Source organism: Corallococcus sp. CA053C (genome assembly GCF_003611675.1).
Taxonomy (GTDB): domain Bacteria; phylum Myxococcota; class Myxococcia; order Myxococcales; family Myxococcaceae; genus Corallococcus.
In genome coordinates this window covers 1-16,361 of sequence record NZ_RAWA01000209.1, presented here as the reverse complement: position 1 = coordinate 16,361, position 16,361 = coordinate 1, and the positions used below count along the sequence as shown (strand labels likewise).

Here is a 16,361-nt window from a genome sequence, read left to right as displayed (position 1 = left end):
GGCGGGGCCACGGCGGCCACCTGCCGGGGCGGCAGGGGGCCAAGCACGTCGTTCACCGAGGGCATCCGGCGGATGTCGGCGCGGGCCACCTTCCACGCCTGCTGGACGATCCACGAGAGCGAACGGTCCTGCCGGTTCGCCTCGCGCTGAATCTCTTCCAGCATGTCCTCGGGGAAGTAGAGCGACTGCTTGCGATGATCCGTGGTGGCCATTGCCGGGGCTACTCCTCGCGAGGGTCCTGGCGCTCGTCGCCAGTGACGTCATTGACGGCAGGGAATGACTTGATGCGCTCGCGGGCGATCTTCCAGGCCTGCTGCACCACCCACGAGAGGGACCGGTCCTGCCGGTTCGCCTCTTCCTGGATCTCCTTCAGCATCTCCTCGGGGAAGTACAGCGACTGCTTGCGCTTGTCGGTGCCTGCCATACCTGGGTCTCCGGGGCGGATTCGAGGTGACGACCTGAACACACCGGGGCGGTTATCCGACAGACTCCCTGAAGGGTCAACGGTTTCGGAGCACTCGTGCGTGCGCTCGTCCGCTGAACGCTCCGCTTCCGACAGTGCAGGGTACCGGAGATACAGGGGGGCGGGCCGGTGGCGGTGTGTGCGCGAAAAGGAAACGCCCCGGCCTCCACGAAGGAAGCCGGGGCGTTTCGGAAAGAGGGACCGCCAGGAGCGAATCTCCAAGCGGCCCCGTGGGCCCAGAGGGGGAGGGGGGGGACCCCTAGGCCCAACAGCATGAAGTTTCAGAACGTCCGACCAACAACCCCAGGGCAGCGTTCTATTTCCGCCCCGCGTCCGCCCGTTGTGGGGATCATGCCGCCGACCCCCACCCACCTTCCTGCCACCGCGACTCTGTAACCCGGTCACCCGCCCCTCCATTCCTTTGCCGGTCCCATGCCCCGCGAGTCTCCTGAACGCCCCGCGCTGCCCGCCCTGCTCGCCCGGGCCTACGCCGCCCACGGCCTCGCCGCCCGCTCGGTGCTGCTGGCCATCTCCGGCGGCGCGGACTCCACCGCGCTGCTCGCGGGCACCGCGCGCATCCGGGACTCGCTGCGACTGCGCGTGGAGGTCGCCACGTTCGACCACGGGCTCCGGGCGGAGGCCGCGGACGAGGTGGCGGCCGTCGCGCGCCTGTCCGCCCGACTGGGGTTTGCCTGTCACGTGCGGAGCCTCGCGCTGTCGCCGGGGCCCGGCGTGGAGGCCCGGGCCCGCGAGGCCCGCTACGCGACCCTGGAGGTGCTGCGCAAGGAGCACAACCTGGACGCGGTGGCCACCGGCCACACGATGAACGACCAGGCGGAGACGCTGCTGATGCGGCTGGCGCGCGGCACCGCGCTCCGGGGCGCGCGCGGCATCCATGCGGAAGGCGCCACGCTCATCCGCCCCCTGCTCGCGTGCTCCCGCGCCGACGTGCTCGCGTTCCTGCGGGCCGAGGGCCTGGACTTCGTGCGCGATCCGATGAACGCGGATCCGGCGCTGTTCCGCACCCGCGTGCGCACCGGCGCGCTGCCCGCGCTGGATGAGGCCGCGGGGTTCAGCACGCTGGAGCACCTGGCGAACTTCGCCCGCCTCGCGGCCGAGGACGAGTCACTGCTCGCACGGCTGGCGGACGCCTCCTGGGAGCGGCTGTCCCTGCCAGGAGGAGGCCTGGACGCGGTGGGCGTGCGCGCGTTGGAGGCGCCCCTTCAGCGCCGCGTGCTCGCCCGGCTGCTGGGCACGGCCGGGCTTCACGTGGACCACGCGACGCTGGAGCGGGGGATGGACGCGGTGCGCCGGGGAAGCTCCACGGCGCTCAGCGGCAGGTGGCACCTCAAGACCACGGGCGGGCGGGTGCGCTGCGTGGGGAGGCCTCCGGAGGCGCCGCCCGGGGCGCTCGTGCTCGCGGGGCAGGGCGCGGCGGGCGACTTCGGCGCGTGGCATTTCCAGGTGGCGGAAGGATCCAGGCCCCCGGGTGTGTTGGGCATTGCGCTGGGGAAGGAGACGGCGTGGCCGCTGACAGTGCGCTCCCGCAAGCCGGGGGATCGCGTCCAGACGCATTCGGGGCACCGCAAGGTGCAGGACGTGCTCGTGGATGCCCGCGTCCCCTCGGAGGCGCGCGCCGCGCAGCCGGTGGTGGTGGACGCGCGAGGCGGGCTGCTGTGGCTTCCGGGCGTCCTCACGCCACCCGCGGTGTCGCCTGCCGTGTTGGAGGCGGACGCGCGCGCGGTGGCTTCCCGACAGTCGCTCTGGGCCACGCCTCCGGCCCCAAGCGAACGAAAGACCCCTCCGTTATAGAGTCGATGCTTCGAAACAGGGGATGGTCGCGGACCCCTAAATAGTTGAGGGCTTTTTACTGTTGCTGATACGGTCCGTCGCTGGCCTGCACACTGGCGGGCGCCGGGCACATGACGAACATCGCCGGGGTTCTTCCTGGCACGGCCCTCATCCCGCCGAGTACCGAAAGGGCAGCTGAAACGTGCGTTCGACCTACAAGACCATCGGGCTCTGGGTCATCCTGATCGTCCTCTTCGTCGCCTTCTACAATTTCTTCTCGCAAGGCAACGACCAGGTTCAGGAACCGACCTTCACCCAGCTTCTGACCAAGGTGGAGGACAAGAAGGTCCGGGCCGTCTCCGTCAAGGGCAACACCTACTCCGGAACGTTCAACGATTCGAACGACAAGTTCCGGACCACGGGCCCGCCGCCGGACGTGGCCGTGCTCAACCAGCTCCGCGCCGCGGGCGTGGACGTGAAGTACGAGCGCGAGGAGCAGAACAGCCTCTGGTTGACCATCCTCGGGCAGTGGATGCCCGTCGTCTTCCTGTTCCTGTTCTTCATCTTCTTCATGCGCCAGCTCCAGGGCGGCAGCGGGAAGGCGATGACGTTCGGGAAGTCGAAGGCGAAGCTCCTCAGCGAGAGCCACAACAAGGTCACGTTCGCGGACGTGGCCGGCGTGGACGAGTGCAAGGAGGAGCTGGAGGAGATCGTCGCCTTCCTCAAGGACCCCAAGAAGTTCACCAAGCTGGGCGGCCGCATCCCCAAGGGCGTCCTGATGATGGGACCTCCGGGCACGGGCAAGACGCTGCTCGCCCGCGCGGTGGCCGGTGAAGCGGGCGTCCCGTTCTTCTCCATCTCCGGTTCGGACTTCGTGGAGATGTTCGTGGGCGTCGGCGCCAGCCGCGTGCGCGACCTGTTCGAGCAGGGCAAGAAGAACGCTCCCTGCATCATCTTCATCGACGAGATCGACGCCGTGGGCCGCCACCGTGGCGCGGGCCTGGGCGGCGGTCACGACGAGCGCGAGCAGACGCTCAACCAGCTGCTGGTGGAGATGGACGGCTTCGAGTCCAACGACGGCGTCATCCTCATCGCCGCCACGAACCGTCCGGACGTGTTGGACCCGGCGCTCCAGCGCCCGGGCCGCTTCGACCGCCGCATCATCGTTCCCCGTCCCGACCTCAAGGGCCGCCTGGGCGTGCTGAAGGTGCACACCCGCCGCGTGCCGCTGGCGCCGGAAGTGGAGCTGGAGGTCATCGCCCGCGGAACGCCCGGCATGACGGGCGCGGACCTGGAGAACCTGGTCAACGAGTCGGCCCTGATGGCCGCGCGCCAGAACAAGGAGCGCGTGGACCTGACGGACTTCGAGCAGGCCAAGGACAAGGTCTTCATGGGCCCGGAGCGCCGGTCCATGATCATGACCGACAAGGAGAAGCGGAACACGGCCGTCCACGAGGCCGGTCACGCGCTCCTCGCCAAGCTGCTGCCGGGCTGCGACCCGCTGCACAAGGTCACCATCATCCCGCGCGGTCAGGCCCTGGGCGTCACCTGGTCCCTGCCCACCGAGGACAAGGTGAACGGCTACCGCAAGCAGATCCTCGATCAGATCACCATGGCGATGGGTGGCCGTATCGCCGAGGAGATCATGTTCAACGAGATGAGCAGCGGCGCGGCCAACGACATCGAGCGGGCGACGGAGACGGCGCGCGCCATGGTGTGCCGCTGGGGCATGAGCGAGAAGATGGGCCCGCTGGCGTTCGGCAAGAGCGACGGTGAGGTGTTCCTGGGCCGCGACTTCAACTCGTCCAAGGACTACTCCGAGGACACGGCCCGGCAGATCGACGCCGAAGTGCGCAGCATCGTCGTGGGCTGCTACACGCACGGCAAGCAGCTGCTGACGGACAAGATGGACGTGCTGCAGCGCGTGTCCGACGCCCTGGTGGAGTACGAGACGCTCGACGCCGAGGACGTGAACATCATCCTGCAGGGCGGCCAGCTCACCCGTGAGCGTCCGCCCCCGCGCGTCAGCTCCACGCCGAAGCCGACGGAGAAGAAGGACAAGCGGAAGATCCTCGACGCGCTCGAGGGCCTGCCCAACATGGAGCCGAAGAAGGCTTGACGCCTCCCAGGCACCCGCCGAAGTGACGAAGGCCCTTCCCGCGATTGCCGGGGAGGGCCTTCTGCTTTGGCGCTCCTGCATTCACGGGAGGGCGTCGTCGGTCCTTTCGTGGGCCGGGGGAAGCGGCGACACTGGGGCGCCGCGTCCTTCCCGCGCTCCCAGGGGGCCTCTGACCGTGCTGCGTGCCCGCCTCATCTCGCGTGACCGTCCCGACGACCTGTCGCTGGCCCTGCGTCGTCTGAACCTGCCCGCGCGGGCCTGCCAGCACCTGTCGCGCGAGCTGGGCCATGCGCACGTGCTGATCACGGGCGGCCGGCCTTCCTACGAGGACGAGCTGGTGCCCGGGCACGGCACCCGCGAGCGTGAGCAGTTCCCGGCCTGGGTGTCGGGCAAGTCGCTCGGCCGTGAAGGGGATTCGTTCCTGTCCGGCAGCCGGAAGCAGTTCGAGCGGCTGATCACGCTCGCGCGCAAGTCGCCCCGCACCGATGCCCTGGCCCGCGTCCTGGAGTCCGTGCTGAACATCCAGCCGCCCCGCATCCTGGAGTTGGGCGGACGCTCGTTCGAGTGGGGCACGCGCACGTACGTCATGGGCGTGGTGAACGTGACGCCGGACAGCTTCTCCGACGGTGGCCGCTACCTGGACGTGGACGCGGCGGTGGAGCACGGGGTCGCGCTGGCGGAGGCCGGCGCGGACCTCCTCGACGTGGGCGGTGAGTCCACGCGGCCGGGCTCGCTCCCGGTGCCCGCGGACGAGGAGCTGGAGCGCGTGCTCCATGTCGTGGAGGGGCTGCGCGCGCGCACGTCGGTGCCCCTCTCGGTGGACACCATGAAGGCGTCGGTGGCGGCCGAGTCGCTCAAGGCCGGCGCCCACCTCATCAACGACGTCACCGGCTTCCACTTCGACGCGGAGCTGCCCCGCGTGGTGGCCGCCGCGGGCGCCGCGTGTTGCCTGATGCACACCCAGGGCATGCCCCGGACGATGCAGCAGACGCCGCACTACCAGGACGTCGTGGGCGAGGTGATGGACTACCTGGAGGAGGGGATGCTCCAGGCGACGGACGCCGGCATCCCTCGCGAGCGCATCCTCCTGGACCCGGGCATCGGGTTCGGCAAGACGCTGGAGCACAACCTCTTCCTGCTGCGCCGGCTGGAGGAGCTGCGCGGGTTGGGGCAGCCGCTGCTCGTGGGGACGAGCCGCAAGTCCTTCCTCGGGAAGCTGGCGGGCGGCAGGGGCCCCACCGAACGGCTGGCGGCCACGCTGGGCTCGGTGGCGGCGATGGCGGTGATGGGCGGCGCGGACGTGGTGCGGGTGCACGACGTGACGGAGGTGCGTGATGCGCTTGCAGTGGCGGATGCCATCCGACGGGCCCGGGGTGGGGGTGACCTGTATGGCGGCTGACCCGTGCAAGCCCGGATGTCACAAAGCCTCCAAGCGCGCACGCCTGGGTGCTTGCCTGGGTGGCACCTCGTCCCTAGGTTCGAGCCCACGTGCCGGACGGGGTATAAGGCCCCGGACGTGAGAGTGGCCGGAGCACAGCCGGCAATGGGAAAGGTGGAGCGGCACACATGGCGTACAGGATGGACATGCCCCCCAAGGAAGCGCAGAAGTCGGAGCGGCTGTTCGGGACGGACGGCGTTCGTGGTGTCGCCAACGTCTATCCGATGACGGCCGAGGTCGCGATGAAGCTGGGTCGCGCGCTCGCGTACCTCATCCGCAGCGGCCCCCACCGTCACCGCGTCATCGTGGGCAAGGACACGCGGCTGTCCGGCTACATGCTGGAGCAGGCGCTGTCCGCGGGCCTCATCTCCATGGGTGTCGACGTGGAGCAGGTGGGCCCGCTGCCCACGCCCGGCATCTCCAACCTCACCACGTCCATGCGCGCGGACGCGGGCGCGGTGATTTCGGCGTCCCACAACCCGTACCAGGACAACGGCATCAAGTTCTTCTGGCGCGACGGCTTCAAGCTGCCGGACGAGACGGAAGCCAAGATTGAAGAGCTGGTCTCCAGCGGGGAGATCGACAACATCCGCCCCACGGCCACGAAGATCGGCCGCGCCGTCCGCATGGACGACGCGCGGGGCCGCTACATCGTCTACCTGAAGGCCACCTTCCCCCGCGAGCTGACGCTGGAGGGGATGACCATCGTGGTGGATTGCGCCAACGGCGCGGCCTACAAGACGGCGCCCGCGGTGCTGGAGGAGCTGGGCGCGAAGGTCATCGCGCTGGGCGTGTCGCCGGACGGCAAGAACATCAACCACAAGTGCGGCGCGCTCCACCCGGAGGGCCTGGCCAAGGCGGTGGTGAAGCACGGTGCGCACCTGGGCGTGGCGCTGGACGGCGACGCGGACCGCCTCATCGTCGTGGACGAGAAGGGCAACGTCGTGGACGGCGATGCCATCATGGCCATCTGCACGGGTGAGCTCGTCGCGCGCAAGGAGCTGAAGAAGAAGACGCTCGTCGCCACGGTGATGAGCAACATCGGCCTGGAGCGCGCGGTGGCGCAGTGGGGCGTGAAGGTCGCGCGCACCCGCGTGGGCGACCGTCACGTCGTCGACGAGATGCGCCGCAATGGCTACAGCCTGGGCGGCGAGCAGAGCGGCCACCTCATCTTCCTGAACCACACCACCACCGGCGACGGCACCCTCGCGGCGCTGCAACTGCTGGCGGTGATGTGCCGCCAGGGCAAGCCCCTGAGCGAGCTGGCGTCCATCTTCCAGCCCGTGCCGCAGACGCTGCTCAACGTGGTGGTGAAGCAAAAGCGCGAGCTGGGCGAGCTGCCCACCGTGATGAAGGCCATCAAGAACGTGGAGCAGAAGCTGGGCAACGCCGGCCGCGTGCTGGTGCGCTTCTCCGGCACCGAGCCCAAGGCCCGCGTCCTGATTGAGGGCGAGGACGCCGTGCGCAACGAGGCCTACGCCCGGGAGATCGTCGAGGCGCTCTCCAAGGCCCTCAACGGGTAGCCCCAACGGCTCGGAAGACGGGCCTTCCGTCCTGCTCCCCGAGCAGGACGGTTGACTTCCGGACGCCGGCCACGAATAGAGGGGCCGGCGCGTGCCCGGGCCCCGGACAATCCCGCACCGCGCGCCAGGTAGAGGAGCGGGTCGATGGGACAGCGACTGGGTGTCAACGTGGATCACGTGGCGACGCTGAGGCAGGCGCGGCGCACCGTGTATCCGGATCCGGTGACGGCGGCGGCGCTGGCGGAGCTCGCGGGCGCGCGGCAGATCACCATCCACCTGCGCGAGGACCGGCGCCACATCCAGGACCGGGACCTGCGCATCCTCCGTGACACGGTGCAGACGCTCCTGAACCTGGAGATGGCCGCCACCGCGGAGATGGTGAAGATCGCCTACGAGTACAAGCCGGACGTGGTGACGCTGGTGCCCGAGCGGCGCGAGGAGCTCACCACCGAGGGCGGCCTGGAGGTGGCGGGCCAGCGCGAATCCATCGCGAAGATCATCAAGAACCTCAAGGACGGGGAGATCGCCGTCTCGCTGTTCATCGACCCGGACCTGGACCAGGTGCGCGCGTCGCACAAGGTGAACGCGGACCGGGTGGAGCTGCACACGGGGCGCTACTGCGAGGCGCGCAACGACAAGGAGCGCGCGCGGGAGTTGGCGCGCATCGTGGACGCGGCCAAGGCGAGCGCCAAGCTGGGCATGGGCGTCGCGGCGGGCCACGGGCTCAACTACGACAACGTGCAGGCCATCGCGCGCATCCAGGAGATCGACGAACTCAACATCGGGCACGCCATCGTCGGGCGCGCGGTGCTCGTGGGCTTCGAGCGCGCGGTGCGGGAGATGTTGGACCTGATGCGCGACCCGGGGTAGCCGGCATGCCCATCGTCGGCCTGGGATTGGACCTCTGCTCCATCGAGCGCATCCAGCGCATCCTCGACGGCCCGCGCCGGGACGCGTTCCTCGCGCGCGTGTACACCGACGGCGAGCGCGCCTACTGCGCTCCCCGCGCCGACGCGGCCAGTGCCTTCGCGGCGAGGTTCGCGGCGAAGGAGGCGCTGGTGAAGGCCCTGGGCGCGCCGCCCGGGGTCCGCTGGCGGGACATGGAGGTGGTGCGCGAGGGCGGTCCGCCGCGCTTCGTGCTCTCCGGCGTGGCCCGCGAGGTGATGGAAGCGCGGGGGTGGGACGCGATGCTCGCGCTCACCCATGATGCGGGCGTGGCCGCGGCCACGGTGGTGCTCCAGACGAAGTAGGGGAGGGTTGAAGCCATGCAGCGCGTGCTCACCGCCGTCCAGATGCGTGAAGCCGAAGCGGCCGCCCAGGAGCATCACGGGATGCCCTCCGGGCTGTTGATGGAGAACGCGGGCCGCGCGCTCGCGGAGGCCGCCCGGAGCGTCGCGGCGCCGGGCGCGCGCTTCACGGTGCTGTGCGGGCCGGGCAACAACGGAGGGGACGGGCTCGTCGCCGCGCGCTTCCTGTTGGAGGGCGGCGCGCGCGTGGTGGTGTCGCTGGTGGGGGACAGCGCCAAGACGTCGCCGGAGTCGAAGCGCAACCTGACGGCGCTGGAGGGCTTCGGTGAGTCGCCCCGCGCCTTCGAGGTGCTGCCGGAGCCGGGCCCGGGTGACGTGGTGGTGGACGCCCTCTTCGGCACCGGCCTGCACCGCGCGCCGGCAGGGGCCTTCGCGGATGCCATTGGCACCATGGCGCGCTGGCGGCGCGCGGGCGCGAAGGTGGTGGCGGCGGACGTGCCGTCGGGCTTGCAGAGCGACACCGCGGAGCCCTTCACGCCGTGCGTGGAGGCGGACGTCACGGTGGCCTTCGGGTTCCTCAAGCCCGCGCATGAGCTGGAGCCCGGCGCGTCGCTGTGCGGGGACGTGCGGCGCGTGGACATCGGCCTGGGCGGCGAGGCCTCGCGCGTGGCGTCCGGGCCGGAGCTGTTCCGGGTGGAGGAGAAGGACGCGCGCGAGGCGCTGCCGGTGCGCCGCGCGGATTCGCACAAGGGCACCTACGGCCACGTGCTCGTCGTCGCGGGCAGCCCGGGCAAGACGGGCGCGGCGGCGATGGTGGCCCTGGCGGCGCTGCGCAGCGGCGCGGGGCTCGTCACGGTGGCCACGCGCGCGGAGGCGCTGCCGGCGGTGATGGCGCACTCGCCGGAGATCATGGGCCTTGCGCTGCCCGGTGACGGACCGCTGGGCAGGGCCGACCTGGAGGCGCTCAAGGCCGCGCTGGAGGGCAAGGACGCGCTGGTGATGGGCCCGGGCATCCCCCGGGGACCGGAGACGGGCGCGCTCATCGGCGACCTGCTCGCGGCGGTGGACGTGCCCGCGGTGCTGGACGCGGACGCGCTCAACGCGGTGGCGGACGACCTGTCCGTGCTGCGGCGCGCGAAGGGGCCCGTGGTGCTCACGCCGCATCCGGGCGAGATGTCGCGCCTCACCGGGAAGCCCACGAAGGAGGTGCAGCTGCACCGCGTGGGCATGGCCCGGCAGCTCGCCGCGGCGCTCCACGTCACGGTGGTGCTCAAGGGCTCGCGCACGCTCATCGCGGAGTCCGGAGGGCGCGTGTTCATCAACCCCACGGGCAACCCGGGCATGGCCACCGGAGGCACTGGTGACGTGCTGTCAGGCGTGTGCGGCGCGCTGCTCGCGCAGGCCATCCCGCTGCCTCAGGCCGCGTGGACGGCCGTGTACGCGCACGGGCTCGCGGGCGATCTCGCGGCGGAGCGGCGGGGCCTGATGGGCCTCATCGCCACGGACCTGCTCAAGGGCCTGGGGTCCGTCTGGGTCCGGTGGGGACGATGAGCGAGGCCACGCGCACGCGGCGCCTCGTGTCGCCGTCACCGGAGGAGACGCACCGGCTGGGCGTGAAGCTGGGGCAGCTCCTGGCGCCCGGGGACTTCGTGGGGCTCGTGGGCGACCTGGGCGCGGGCAAGACGCACCTGGTGCGTGGCGTGGCGGAAGGGGCGGGCGTGGCGAGCTCGGAGGTCGCGAGCCCCACCTTCGCCATCGTGTACCCATACGACGGCCGCATCCCGCTGTACCACGCGGACCTGTACCGCCTGGCCGACCAAGAGGAACTCTACGCCACCGGGTTCATGGACCTGCTCGATGAAGGGCGCGCGATGCTGGTGGAGTGGCTGGACCGCATCCCCCAGGCCGCGCCGCGCGACTTCCTGCGCGTGACGCTGCGGCATGAAGGGGAGGACGCGCGGAGCCTCGAAGTGGAGGCCTTCGGCGCGCGTCCCGCGGCACTGCTCGACGCGTGGCTTGGCTGAAGCGACGCGCTTGCTACGTCAGGCCGCGCTGCCGTGATGGAGCGTCGGCGGGCGCGGGTTGAGCACGCCGTCCGCCAGCGTCTGCACCTTCCAGCGGTGGAAGACGAGCTTCGAGTCCACGCCCACCACGTCCTCCTCGTCCACGGGCACCCAGTGGGGCCCGCCGCACAGCGACTCGCTGGCGACGAGGAACTGCTGGAGCGGCACGCCCGTGTTCGGCGTCCGCAGCGCTTCAGGGCAGCCGCCCAGGCCGGAGGAGATGAAGAGCGTGCGGTTGCGGCGCGTGGCCACCATCGCCTCGCCGTCCGTGACGAGGAAGTTCATCGCGGAGCGCTCCTTCGGCTCGCGGCTTCCCGGCACGTCCGTCATCGCGGACACGAGCGTCATCGTCTCCGCGAGCGCCTGCGCCAGCGCCTCCACGGGCACCTGGCCGTCCAGCGGGCCCCGCTCCGACAGGCGCGTCAGGAACAGATAGAAGCAGCGCTCGCTGTCCGTCGTGCCCTTGATGTTGACGCGCAGCTCCGGGTGGATGAGCGCTTCCACGGCGGCCTTGTGCTTGCCGAACTCGCGCAGCGTGCCGTTGTGCACGAACGACCAGCGGCAGAAGTGGAACGGGTGCGAGTTGCGGATCTCCACCGCGCCCACGCTCGCCTGGCGGATGTGCGCGACGACGGTGCGCGCGGACACCTGGCTCGACACGCGCTCGAAGTCGGGGTCGCTGTGCGCGGGGCCCACGCCGTGCGCGACGAGGGGTGACGTCTCCGGACCGTACGAGGCGATGCCCCAACCGTCCTTGTGCTCACGCGACTGGATGAGGAGGGAATTCCTCTCCGTCACCAAAGCGGTGTGGACGGCAGCGGGAACGGCGGATCTGAATCCAAATAGTCGGCACATGGTGGCAGCTGATCTCTACAACGGCCGGCCCACGAGGGAAGTTCCACCTGCCCCCTCGGACGGTGCCGGTTGTTCAGCGGCCCGCACTCAGGGACAGCACTCCATCCGCGCGCGGAACACCACCTGCCCACCCTTCACCACCGCCCGCGCGTGGCTGATACCCAGATGATAAGGCAGGTGCCGGTAGCTGCGACAGGCGAACACGACGAGGTCGCCTGCATCACCCACGGCCAGTCGCCCCTGCCGTTGCAACCCCAAGCATTGCGCGGCCCCTCGCGTGGCGGCCCAGTAGGCTTCAGCGGCCGTCAGGCCGTTCTCCAGGCAGGCGAGCCCGAGCACCAGCGCCAGGTTTTCCGTCATGGAGGAACCGGGATTCACGTTGGAACCCAAAGCAATGTTGACGCCCGCGTCGCGCAGCTTCCGGCCGGGCGCGTAGGGCCGCATGCGCAGGAAGAGGGTGGAGGTGGGCACGAGCACGGCGGTGACGTTCGCGGCGGCGAGCGCGCGGATGCCTTCGTCCGTCACCTGCTCCAGGTGGTCCGCGCTGGAGGCGCCCACCTCGGCGGCGAGCGCGGAGGCTCCGCACGCGGTGAGCTGATCCGCGTGCAGGCGCGGCGTCAGGCCCAGCGCCTTCGCGGCGAGCAGCAGGCGGCGCGACTCGTCCACGGTGAAGGCGCTGTCCTCGGTGAAGACGTCACAGAAGCGCGCCAGTCCCTCACGCGCGACAGCGGGGAGGATCTCGTTGATGCACAGGTCCAGGTACTCGCCGCGCCGCCCCTGGTACTCGGTGGGCACCGCGTGCGCGCACAGCAGCGTGGGCACCAGCTCCAGCGGTGACAGCGCGCCCAGCCGGCGCACCGCGCGCAGCATCTTCAGCTCGTGCTCCAGCGACAGGCCGTAGCCGCTCTTCACCTCCGCCGTCGTCACGCCCTGCGCGAGCAGCCGCTCCATGCGGGGCAGCGCGAGCCGCGCCAACTCCTCCTCGCTCGCCGCGCGCGTGGCGCTCACCGTGTTGACGATGCCGCCTCCGGCCTTGGCGATCTCCAGGTACGTGGCGCCCTGGTTGCGCAGGTCGAACTCGGCGGAGCGTTCACCCGCGAAGACCAGGTGCGTGTGCGGATCCACGAAGCCCGGGCCCACGAAGCCGCCCTCGGCGTCGATGATCTCCGTCGCGTCCGTGAGCGCTCCGTGAGGCAGGTCCGCTTCACGGCCCACGAAGGCCACGCGGCCCTGGCGCACGCCCACGCAGGCGGCCGGGCGCGGGGTGAGGGCCACGTCGGCGGGCTCGCGGTGCGTGCCCTCCACGGTGAGCACCTCGGAGGTGTTGCGCACCCACAGGTCCAAAGGCTCCATGGCTCAACGTCCTCCGCGTATTCCGGCCACGGGCACGTTCCAGCTCGCGCCGCCCGCGTGGGCCCGGCCATAGCCGCCGGACAGCTCCAGCTTCGACTTGCCTTCACCCAGGGAGATCTGCGCCGCGACGACGGCGCCGTAGTACACGGCCGTCACCTGCGAGCCGGGGTTCACCAGGGACCGGTTCACGCCGACGAACGGCACGATGCCCAGCGACATCCCGGCCTCCGGCTGCACGGTGAAGGCACAGGTGCCCTCCACGCCGAACAGGCTGCTGGTGCTGTCCGTGTCCCCCAGGCCGAAGTCCGACGCGGCCCGCACCGCGACGGCCGGCGCCAGCCCCAGCCGCTGCGAGCCGACGTAGTACGACAGGCCGGTGTAGAGGCCGTAGCCCGGCACCGGCACGAGGAAGAACTCCCCTTGCAGCCCCGCGTGCAGGGACAGCCGTTCGGCCAGCGGCACCGTCAGCGCGGCGTCGTAGGAGATGCCCCACTGTTCGCTGCTCAGCGGCTTCGCGTCGCCCTGGAAGGGGTCCTGCTCTCCCCGCGCCGAGAGCTGCGGCGCGCTGAGGCGCGGGCCGGTGCGGAAGCCCACCTGGTAGAAGCGCTCGTCGGGCATGCCCGGGCCCATGCGCATCACCATGGGCCCGGCGGTGGTGGGCGTACAGCCCGCGAGCACGCCCAACACCCCTGTCATCACGATTGCGCGGACCCGGCTTGGCATCCGGCGCACTCTAGGCGGTGAGGCCCGGGATGCGCACGCCCCGCTCCTTCGCGACGTCGATGGCCTCCGTGTAGCCCGCGTCCGCGTGGCGCAGGACGCCCATGCCCGGGTCGGACGTGAGCACGCGCTCGATGCGGCGCGCGGCCTCCGGCGTGCCGTCCGCGACGATGACCTGGCCCGCGTGCAGCGAGTAGCCCATGCCCACGCCGCCGCCGTGGTGGAACGACACCCACGAGGCGCCGTTCACCGCGTTCACCAGCGCGTTCAGGATGGGCCAGTCCGCCACCGCGTCGGAGCCGTCCTTCATGGCCTCCGTCTCGCGGTTGGGCGACGCCACGCTGCCGCAGTCCAGGTGGTCGCGGCCAATCACGATGGGCGCCTTCACCTCGCCCTTGCGGACCAGCTCGTTGAACGCGAGCCCCGCCTTGGCGCGCTCGCCGTAGCCCAGCCAGCAGATGCGCGCGGGCAGGCCCTGGAACGCCACGCGCTCCTGCGCCATGTCCAGCCAGCGGTTGAGCGACGCCTTGTGCGGGAACAGCTCGCGCACCGCGCGGTCCGTGCGGCGGATGTCCTCCGGGTCTCCCGACAGCGCCACCCAGCGGAAGGGGCCCATGCCCTCGCAGAACAGCGGGCGGATGTACGCGGGCACGAAGCCGGGGAACTCGAAGGCGTTCTGCATGCCGCCCACCTTCGCCTGGCCGCGCAGGTTGTTGCCGTAGTCGAAGACGTGGCTGCCGGCGGCCTGGAAGTCGTTCATCGCCTGCACGTGCATGATCATCGACTCGCGCGCGCGCTTCACGTAGCCCTCCGGGTCGCGCTTGCGCAGCTCCGCCGCGGCCTCCAGCGACAGGTCCGTGGGGATGTAGCCGTTGAGCGGATCATGCGCGCTCGTCTGGTCCGTCACGAGGTCCGGCTTGATGCCGCGCTTGTACAGCTCCCGGAACACCGACGCCGCGTTGCCGATGATGGCGATGCTGCGGCCCACGCGCTTCGCTTGCGCGTCCTTCGCCAGCGCCAGGGCCTCGTCGATGTCCTTCGCCACCACGTCCAGGTAGCGCGTCTCCACGCGGCGCTGGGCGCGGTGCGGATCAATCTCGACGCCCAGGAACACGGCGTTGTTCATCGTGGCGGCGAGGGGCTGCGCGCCGCCCATGCCGCCCAGGCCGCCGGAGAGGATGAGCCGGCCGGCCAGGTCCTCGCTGCCGAAGTGGAAGCGGCCCGCGGCGGCGAAGGTCTCGTAGGTGCCCTGCAGGATGCCCTGCGTGCCGATGTAGATCCACGAGCCGGCCGTCATCTGGCCGTACATCATCAGGCCCTTCTTCTCCAGCTCGTGGAAGTGCTCCCAGTTGGCCCAGTGGCCCACGAGGTTGGAGTTGGCGATGAGGACTCGCGGCGCGTCCGGGTGCGTGCGCAGGATGCCCACGGGCTTGCCGGACTGCACGAGCAGCGTCTCGTCGTCGGTGAGGCTCTGGAGGCTGGAGACGATGCGGTCGAACGAGGGCCAGTCCCGGGCGGCCTTGCCGGTGCCGCCGTAGACGACGAGGTCCCCGGGCTGCTCGGCCACCTCCGGATCGAGGTTGTTCATCAGCATCCGGAGCGCGGCCTCCTGCACCCAGCCCTTGCAGGAGAGGGTGGTGCCGCGAGAGGCGCGGATGATGCGGGACATGCGGAAGGCTCCTGGAAATGAGGGCGCGAGGAAGGGCGCCCGGGCGGGCACCCTAACCGAACCCTCCCGGTCGCGGGGACATGCCGTGCAGGCCATGCCCCCGGGCTCCAGGGACCGGATAGACGCTGTGCGTCAGTAATCCTTGCGCGTCGTCACGTAGGCACCGAAGCCGTAGACCTCACCGGTCGTGTAGAGCTTGAAGTAGTTGCCCGGAAGCGCGGTCAGCTCGTACGCGCGGCCGGTGCAGCCGCCGCAGACCAGCACGCCATTGCGGCGGACGTTCCAGAGCCCCGTGATTTCATAAATGGTCGTGCTGGCCGGAGAGCCAACGAGCTCGAAGTCGTACTCGTTGCCGCCCGCGAAGCCGTGGAAGTTCAGGAACGTGGCGCGGGTGGCCACGTTCCAGCTGACCACCGCGTTCGAACTCGTGACCGGGAGCGAGCCTGCGGTGTCGTCCTTCACGAACAGGCCCTTGCTGGACCAGATGCTGTGGACGTCCGCGGCCAGGGCGGGGAACGACAGGAACAGCGCGGCGGCGAGGAGGGGACGGAAGGCCTTCATGGGGACGCTCCTTGGGGGATGAGCGCGGAGCGCCGGGGGGCACTCCGCGTGAAACCCATCCTGCAGGCTCCCCGTGAAGCTTGAAATCGTGGCTTTCCGTGGAGTCGCTGGGACTCAGTAGTCCTGGCGCGTGACCACGAAGGCGCTGAAGTGGAACTGGTAGGTGCTGTCGTAGAACTTGATGCCGTAATTCACCGGCGCGTCCAGCCCGTAGGCCATGCCGGAGCAGCCGGCGCAGATGAGCGCCCCGTTGCGCGTGATGTTCCACAGGCCGTTGATGCTGGAAGAGGTGACCGACGAGACGGACGAGCCGACGAGCTCGAAGTCGTAGCTGTTGCCGTTCGCGATGCCCTTGAAGCTCGCGGACGCGAACACCGGGCTCTCGTTCCAGGTGATCGTCATGTCGACGCCCGTCGCCGGGGAGGTGACGCCATTGTCGCCGATGTAGAGGCCACGGTTGGACGTGATGGTGTGCCAGGCGAGGGCGGGAGTGGACAGGAGCAGCGCGGCGGCGGCGACGGAACGGAAGGCGTTCATGGTGGGGACTCCAGTGGGGGGA

The 16,361-nt window shown here is 70.5% G+C and carries 16 protein-coding genes; 8 read left to right on the top strand and 8 right to left on the bottom strand.

Going from position 1 to position 16,361, the window contains the following annotated elements:
* The coding region (locus D7V97_RS25215) for a TIGR04563 family protein (protein ID WP_120613186.1) at window positions 1-212 on the bottom strand (212 nt) is incomplete at its 3' end.
* An 8-nt stretch (window positions 213-220) separates the two neighbouring features.
* Entirely contained in the window at window positions 221-424 is a 204-nt protein-coding gene (locus D7V97_RS25210) for a TIGR04563 family protein (protein ID WP_015350409.1), read from the bottom strand.
* A 471-nt stretch (window positions 425-895) separates the two neighbouring features.
* On the opposite strand from D7V97_RS25210, the gene tilS reads away from it, so the two are divergent.
* The 8 genes from tilS (at window position 896) to tsaE (ending at window position 10,605) form a co-directional block, all read left to right on the top strand.
* Entirely contained in the window at window positions 896-2,275 is a 1,380-nt protein-coding gene (tilS, locus tag D7V97_RS25205) for a tRNA lysidine(34) synthetase TilS (protein WP_120613185.1), read from the top strand.
* Window positions 2,276-2,456: 181 nt separating this feature from the next.
* Window positions 2,457-4,373 (top strand): ATP-dependent zinc metalloprotease FtsH, encoded by a 1,917-nt coding sequence (ftsH, locus tag D7V97_RS25200; protein ID WP_120613184.1) that lies wholly within the window; start codon window positions 2,457-2,459, stop codon window positions 4,371-4,373.
* A gap of 175 nt (window positions 4,374-4,548) precedes the next feature.
* Complete coding sequence (folP, locus tag D7V97_RS25195) at window positions 4,549-5,772, top strand: dihydropteroate synthase (protein ID WP_120613183.1); 1,224 nt, start codon at window positions 4,549-4,551, stop codon at window positions 5,770-5,772.
* Window positions 5,773-5,939: 167 nt separating this feature from the next.
* Window positions 5,940-7,334 carry a phosphoglucosamine mutase gene (gene glmM, locus D7V97_RS25190; RefSeq protein ID WP_120613182.1) on the top strand — a complete coding sequence of 465 codons (1,395 nt, stop codon included), beginning with the start codon at window positions 5,940-5,942 and terminating at the stop codon, window positions 7,332-7,334.
* A 144-nt stretch (window positions 7,335-7,478) separates the two neighbouring features.
* Window positions 7,479-8,204: a pyridoxine 5'-phosphate synthase gene (locus tag D7V97_RS25185; RefSeq protein WP_120613181.1), complete on the top strand. Its 726-nt coding sequence runs from the start codon at window positions 7,479-7,481 to the stop codon at window positions 8,202-8,204.
* 5 nt (window positions 8,205-8,209) lie between these two features.
* Entirely contained in the window at window positions 8,210-8,584 is a 375-nt protein-coding gene (locus D7V97_RS25180) for a holo-ACP synthase (RefSeq protein ID WP_120613180.1), read from the top strand.
* A 15-nt stretch (window positions 8,585-8,599) separates the two neighbouring features.
* Window positions 8,600-10,132: an NAD(P)H-hydrate dehydratase gene (locus D7V97_RS25175; protein WP_120613179.1), complete on the top strand. Its 1,533-nt coding sequence runs from the start codon at window positions 8,600-8,602 to the stop codon at window positions 10,130-10,132.
* Complete coding sequence (gene tsaE / locus D7V97_RS25170; protein WP_120613178.1) at window positions 10,129-10,605, top strand: tRNA (adenosine(37)-N6)-threonylcarbamoyltransferase complex ATPase subunit type 1 TsaE; 477 nt, start codon at window positions 10,129-10,131, stop codon at window positions 10,603-10,605. The genes D7V97_RS25175 and tsaE overlap by 4 nt, the downstream gene beginning before the upstream one ends.
* 18 nt (window positions 10,606-10,623) lie before the next feature.
* Here the strand turns inward: tsaE and D7V97_RS25165 are convergent, their stop codons facing one another.
* From D7V97_RS25165 to D7V97_RS25140, 6 genes are all read right to left on the bottom strand, one after another.
* Complete coding sequence (locus D7V97_RS25165) at window positions 10,624-11,499, bottom strand: class II glutamine amidotransferase (RefSeq protein ID WP_120613177.1); 876 nt, start codon at window positions 11,497-11,499, stop codon at window positions 10,624-10,626.
* Window positions 11,500-11,586: 87 nt separating this feature from the next.
* The gene (hutI, locus tag D7V97_RS25160; protein ID WP_120613176.1) at window positions 11,587-12,852 is read right to left on the bottom strand and encodes an imidazolonepropionase; all 1,266 of its coding nucleotides are present in this window, start codon (window positions 12,850-12,852) and stop codon (window positions 11,587-11,589) included.
* A 3-nt stretch (window positions 12,853-12,855) separates the two neighbouring features.
* Entirely contained in the window at window positions 12,856-13,575 is a 720-nt protein-coding gene (locus D7V97_RS25155; protein ID WP_120613175.1) for a hypothetical protein, read from the bottom strand.
* A gap of 10 nt (window positions 13,576-13,585) precedes the next feature.
* A complete protein-coding gene (gene hutU / locus D7V97_RS25150; RefSeq protein ID WP_120613174.1) occupies window positions 13,586-15,241 on the bottom strand; it encodes a urocanate hydratase in 1,656 nt (551 codons plus the stop codon).
* 132 nt (window positions 15,242-15,373) lie between these two features.
* Entirely contained in the window at window positions 15,374-15,802 is a 429-nt protein-coding gene (locus D7V97_RS25145) for a hypothetical protein (protein WP_120613173.1), read from the bottom strand.
* A gap of 114 nt (window positions 15,803-15,916) precedes the next feature.
* Complete coding sequence (locus D7V97_RS25140; protein ID WP_120613172.1) at window positions 15,917-16,339, bottom strand: hypothetical protein; 423 nt, start codon at window positions 16,337-16,339, stop codon at window positions 15,917-15,919.
* Between the last annotated feature and the right edge of the window lie 22 nt (window positions 16,340-16,361).

What these genes read in the sequence shown, in the direction of transcription:
- D7V97_RS25210 (WP_015350409.1), bottom strand. Translation starts at nt 424, where the DNA reads ATGGCAGGCACCGACAAGCGCAAGCAGTCGCTGTACTTCCCCGAGGAG.
- tilS (WP_120613185.1), top strand. Translation starts at nt 896, where the DNA reads ATGCCCCGCGAGTCTCCTGAACGCCCCGCGCTGCCCGCCCTGCTCGCC.
- glmM (WP_120613182.1), top strand. Translation starts at nt 5,940, where the DNA reads ATGGCGTACAGGATGGACATGCCCCCCAAGGAAGCGCAGAAGTCGGAG.
- D7V97_RS25185 (WP_120613181.1), top strand. Translation starts at nt 7,479, where the DNA reads ATGGGACAGCGACTGGGTGTCAACGTGGATCACGTGGCGACGCTGAGG.
- D7V97_RS25180 (WP_120613180.1), top strand. Translation starts at nt 8,210, where the DNA reads ATGCCCATCGTCGGCCTGGGATTGGACCTCTGCTCCATCGAGCGCATC.
- D7V97_RS25175 (WP_120613179.1), top strand. Translation starts at nt 8,600, where the DNA reads ATGCAGCGCGTGCTCACCGCCGTCCAGATGCGTGAAGCCGAAGCGGCC.
- tsaE (WP_120613178.1), top strand. Translation starts at nt 10,129, where the DNA reads ATGAGCGAGGCCACGCGCACGCGGCGCCTCGTGTCGCCGTCACCGGAG.
- D7V97_RS25165 (WP_120613177.1), bottom strand. Translation starts at nt 11,499, where the DNA reads ATGTGCCGACTATTTGGATTCAGATCCGCCGTTCCCGCTGCCGTCCAC.
- hutI (WP_120613176.1), bottom strand. Translation starts at nt 12,852, where the DNA reads ATGGAGCCTTTGGACCTGTGGGTGCGCAACACCTCCGAGGTGCTCACC.
- D7V97_RS25155 (WP_120613175.1), bottom strand. Translation starts at nt 13,575, where the DNA reads ATGCCAAGCCGGGTCCGCGCAATCGTGATGACAGGGGTGTTGGGCGTG.
- hutU (WP_120613174.1), bottom strand. Translation starts at nt 15,241, where the DNA reads ATGTCCCGCATCATCCGCGCCTCTCGCGGCACCACCCTCTCCTGCAAG.
- D7V97_RS25145 (WP_120613173.1), bottom strand. Translation starts at nt 15,802, where the DNA reads ATGAAGGCCTTCCGTCCCCTCCTCGCCGCCGCGCTGTTCCTGTCGTTC.
- D7V97_RS25140 (WP_120613172.1), bottom strand. Translation starts at nt 16,339, where the DNA reads ATGAACGCCTTCCGTTCCGTCGCCGCCGCCGCGCTGCTCCTGTCCACT.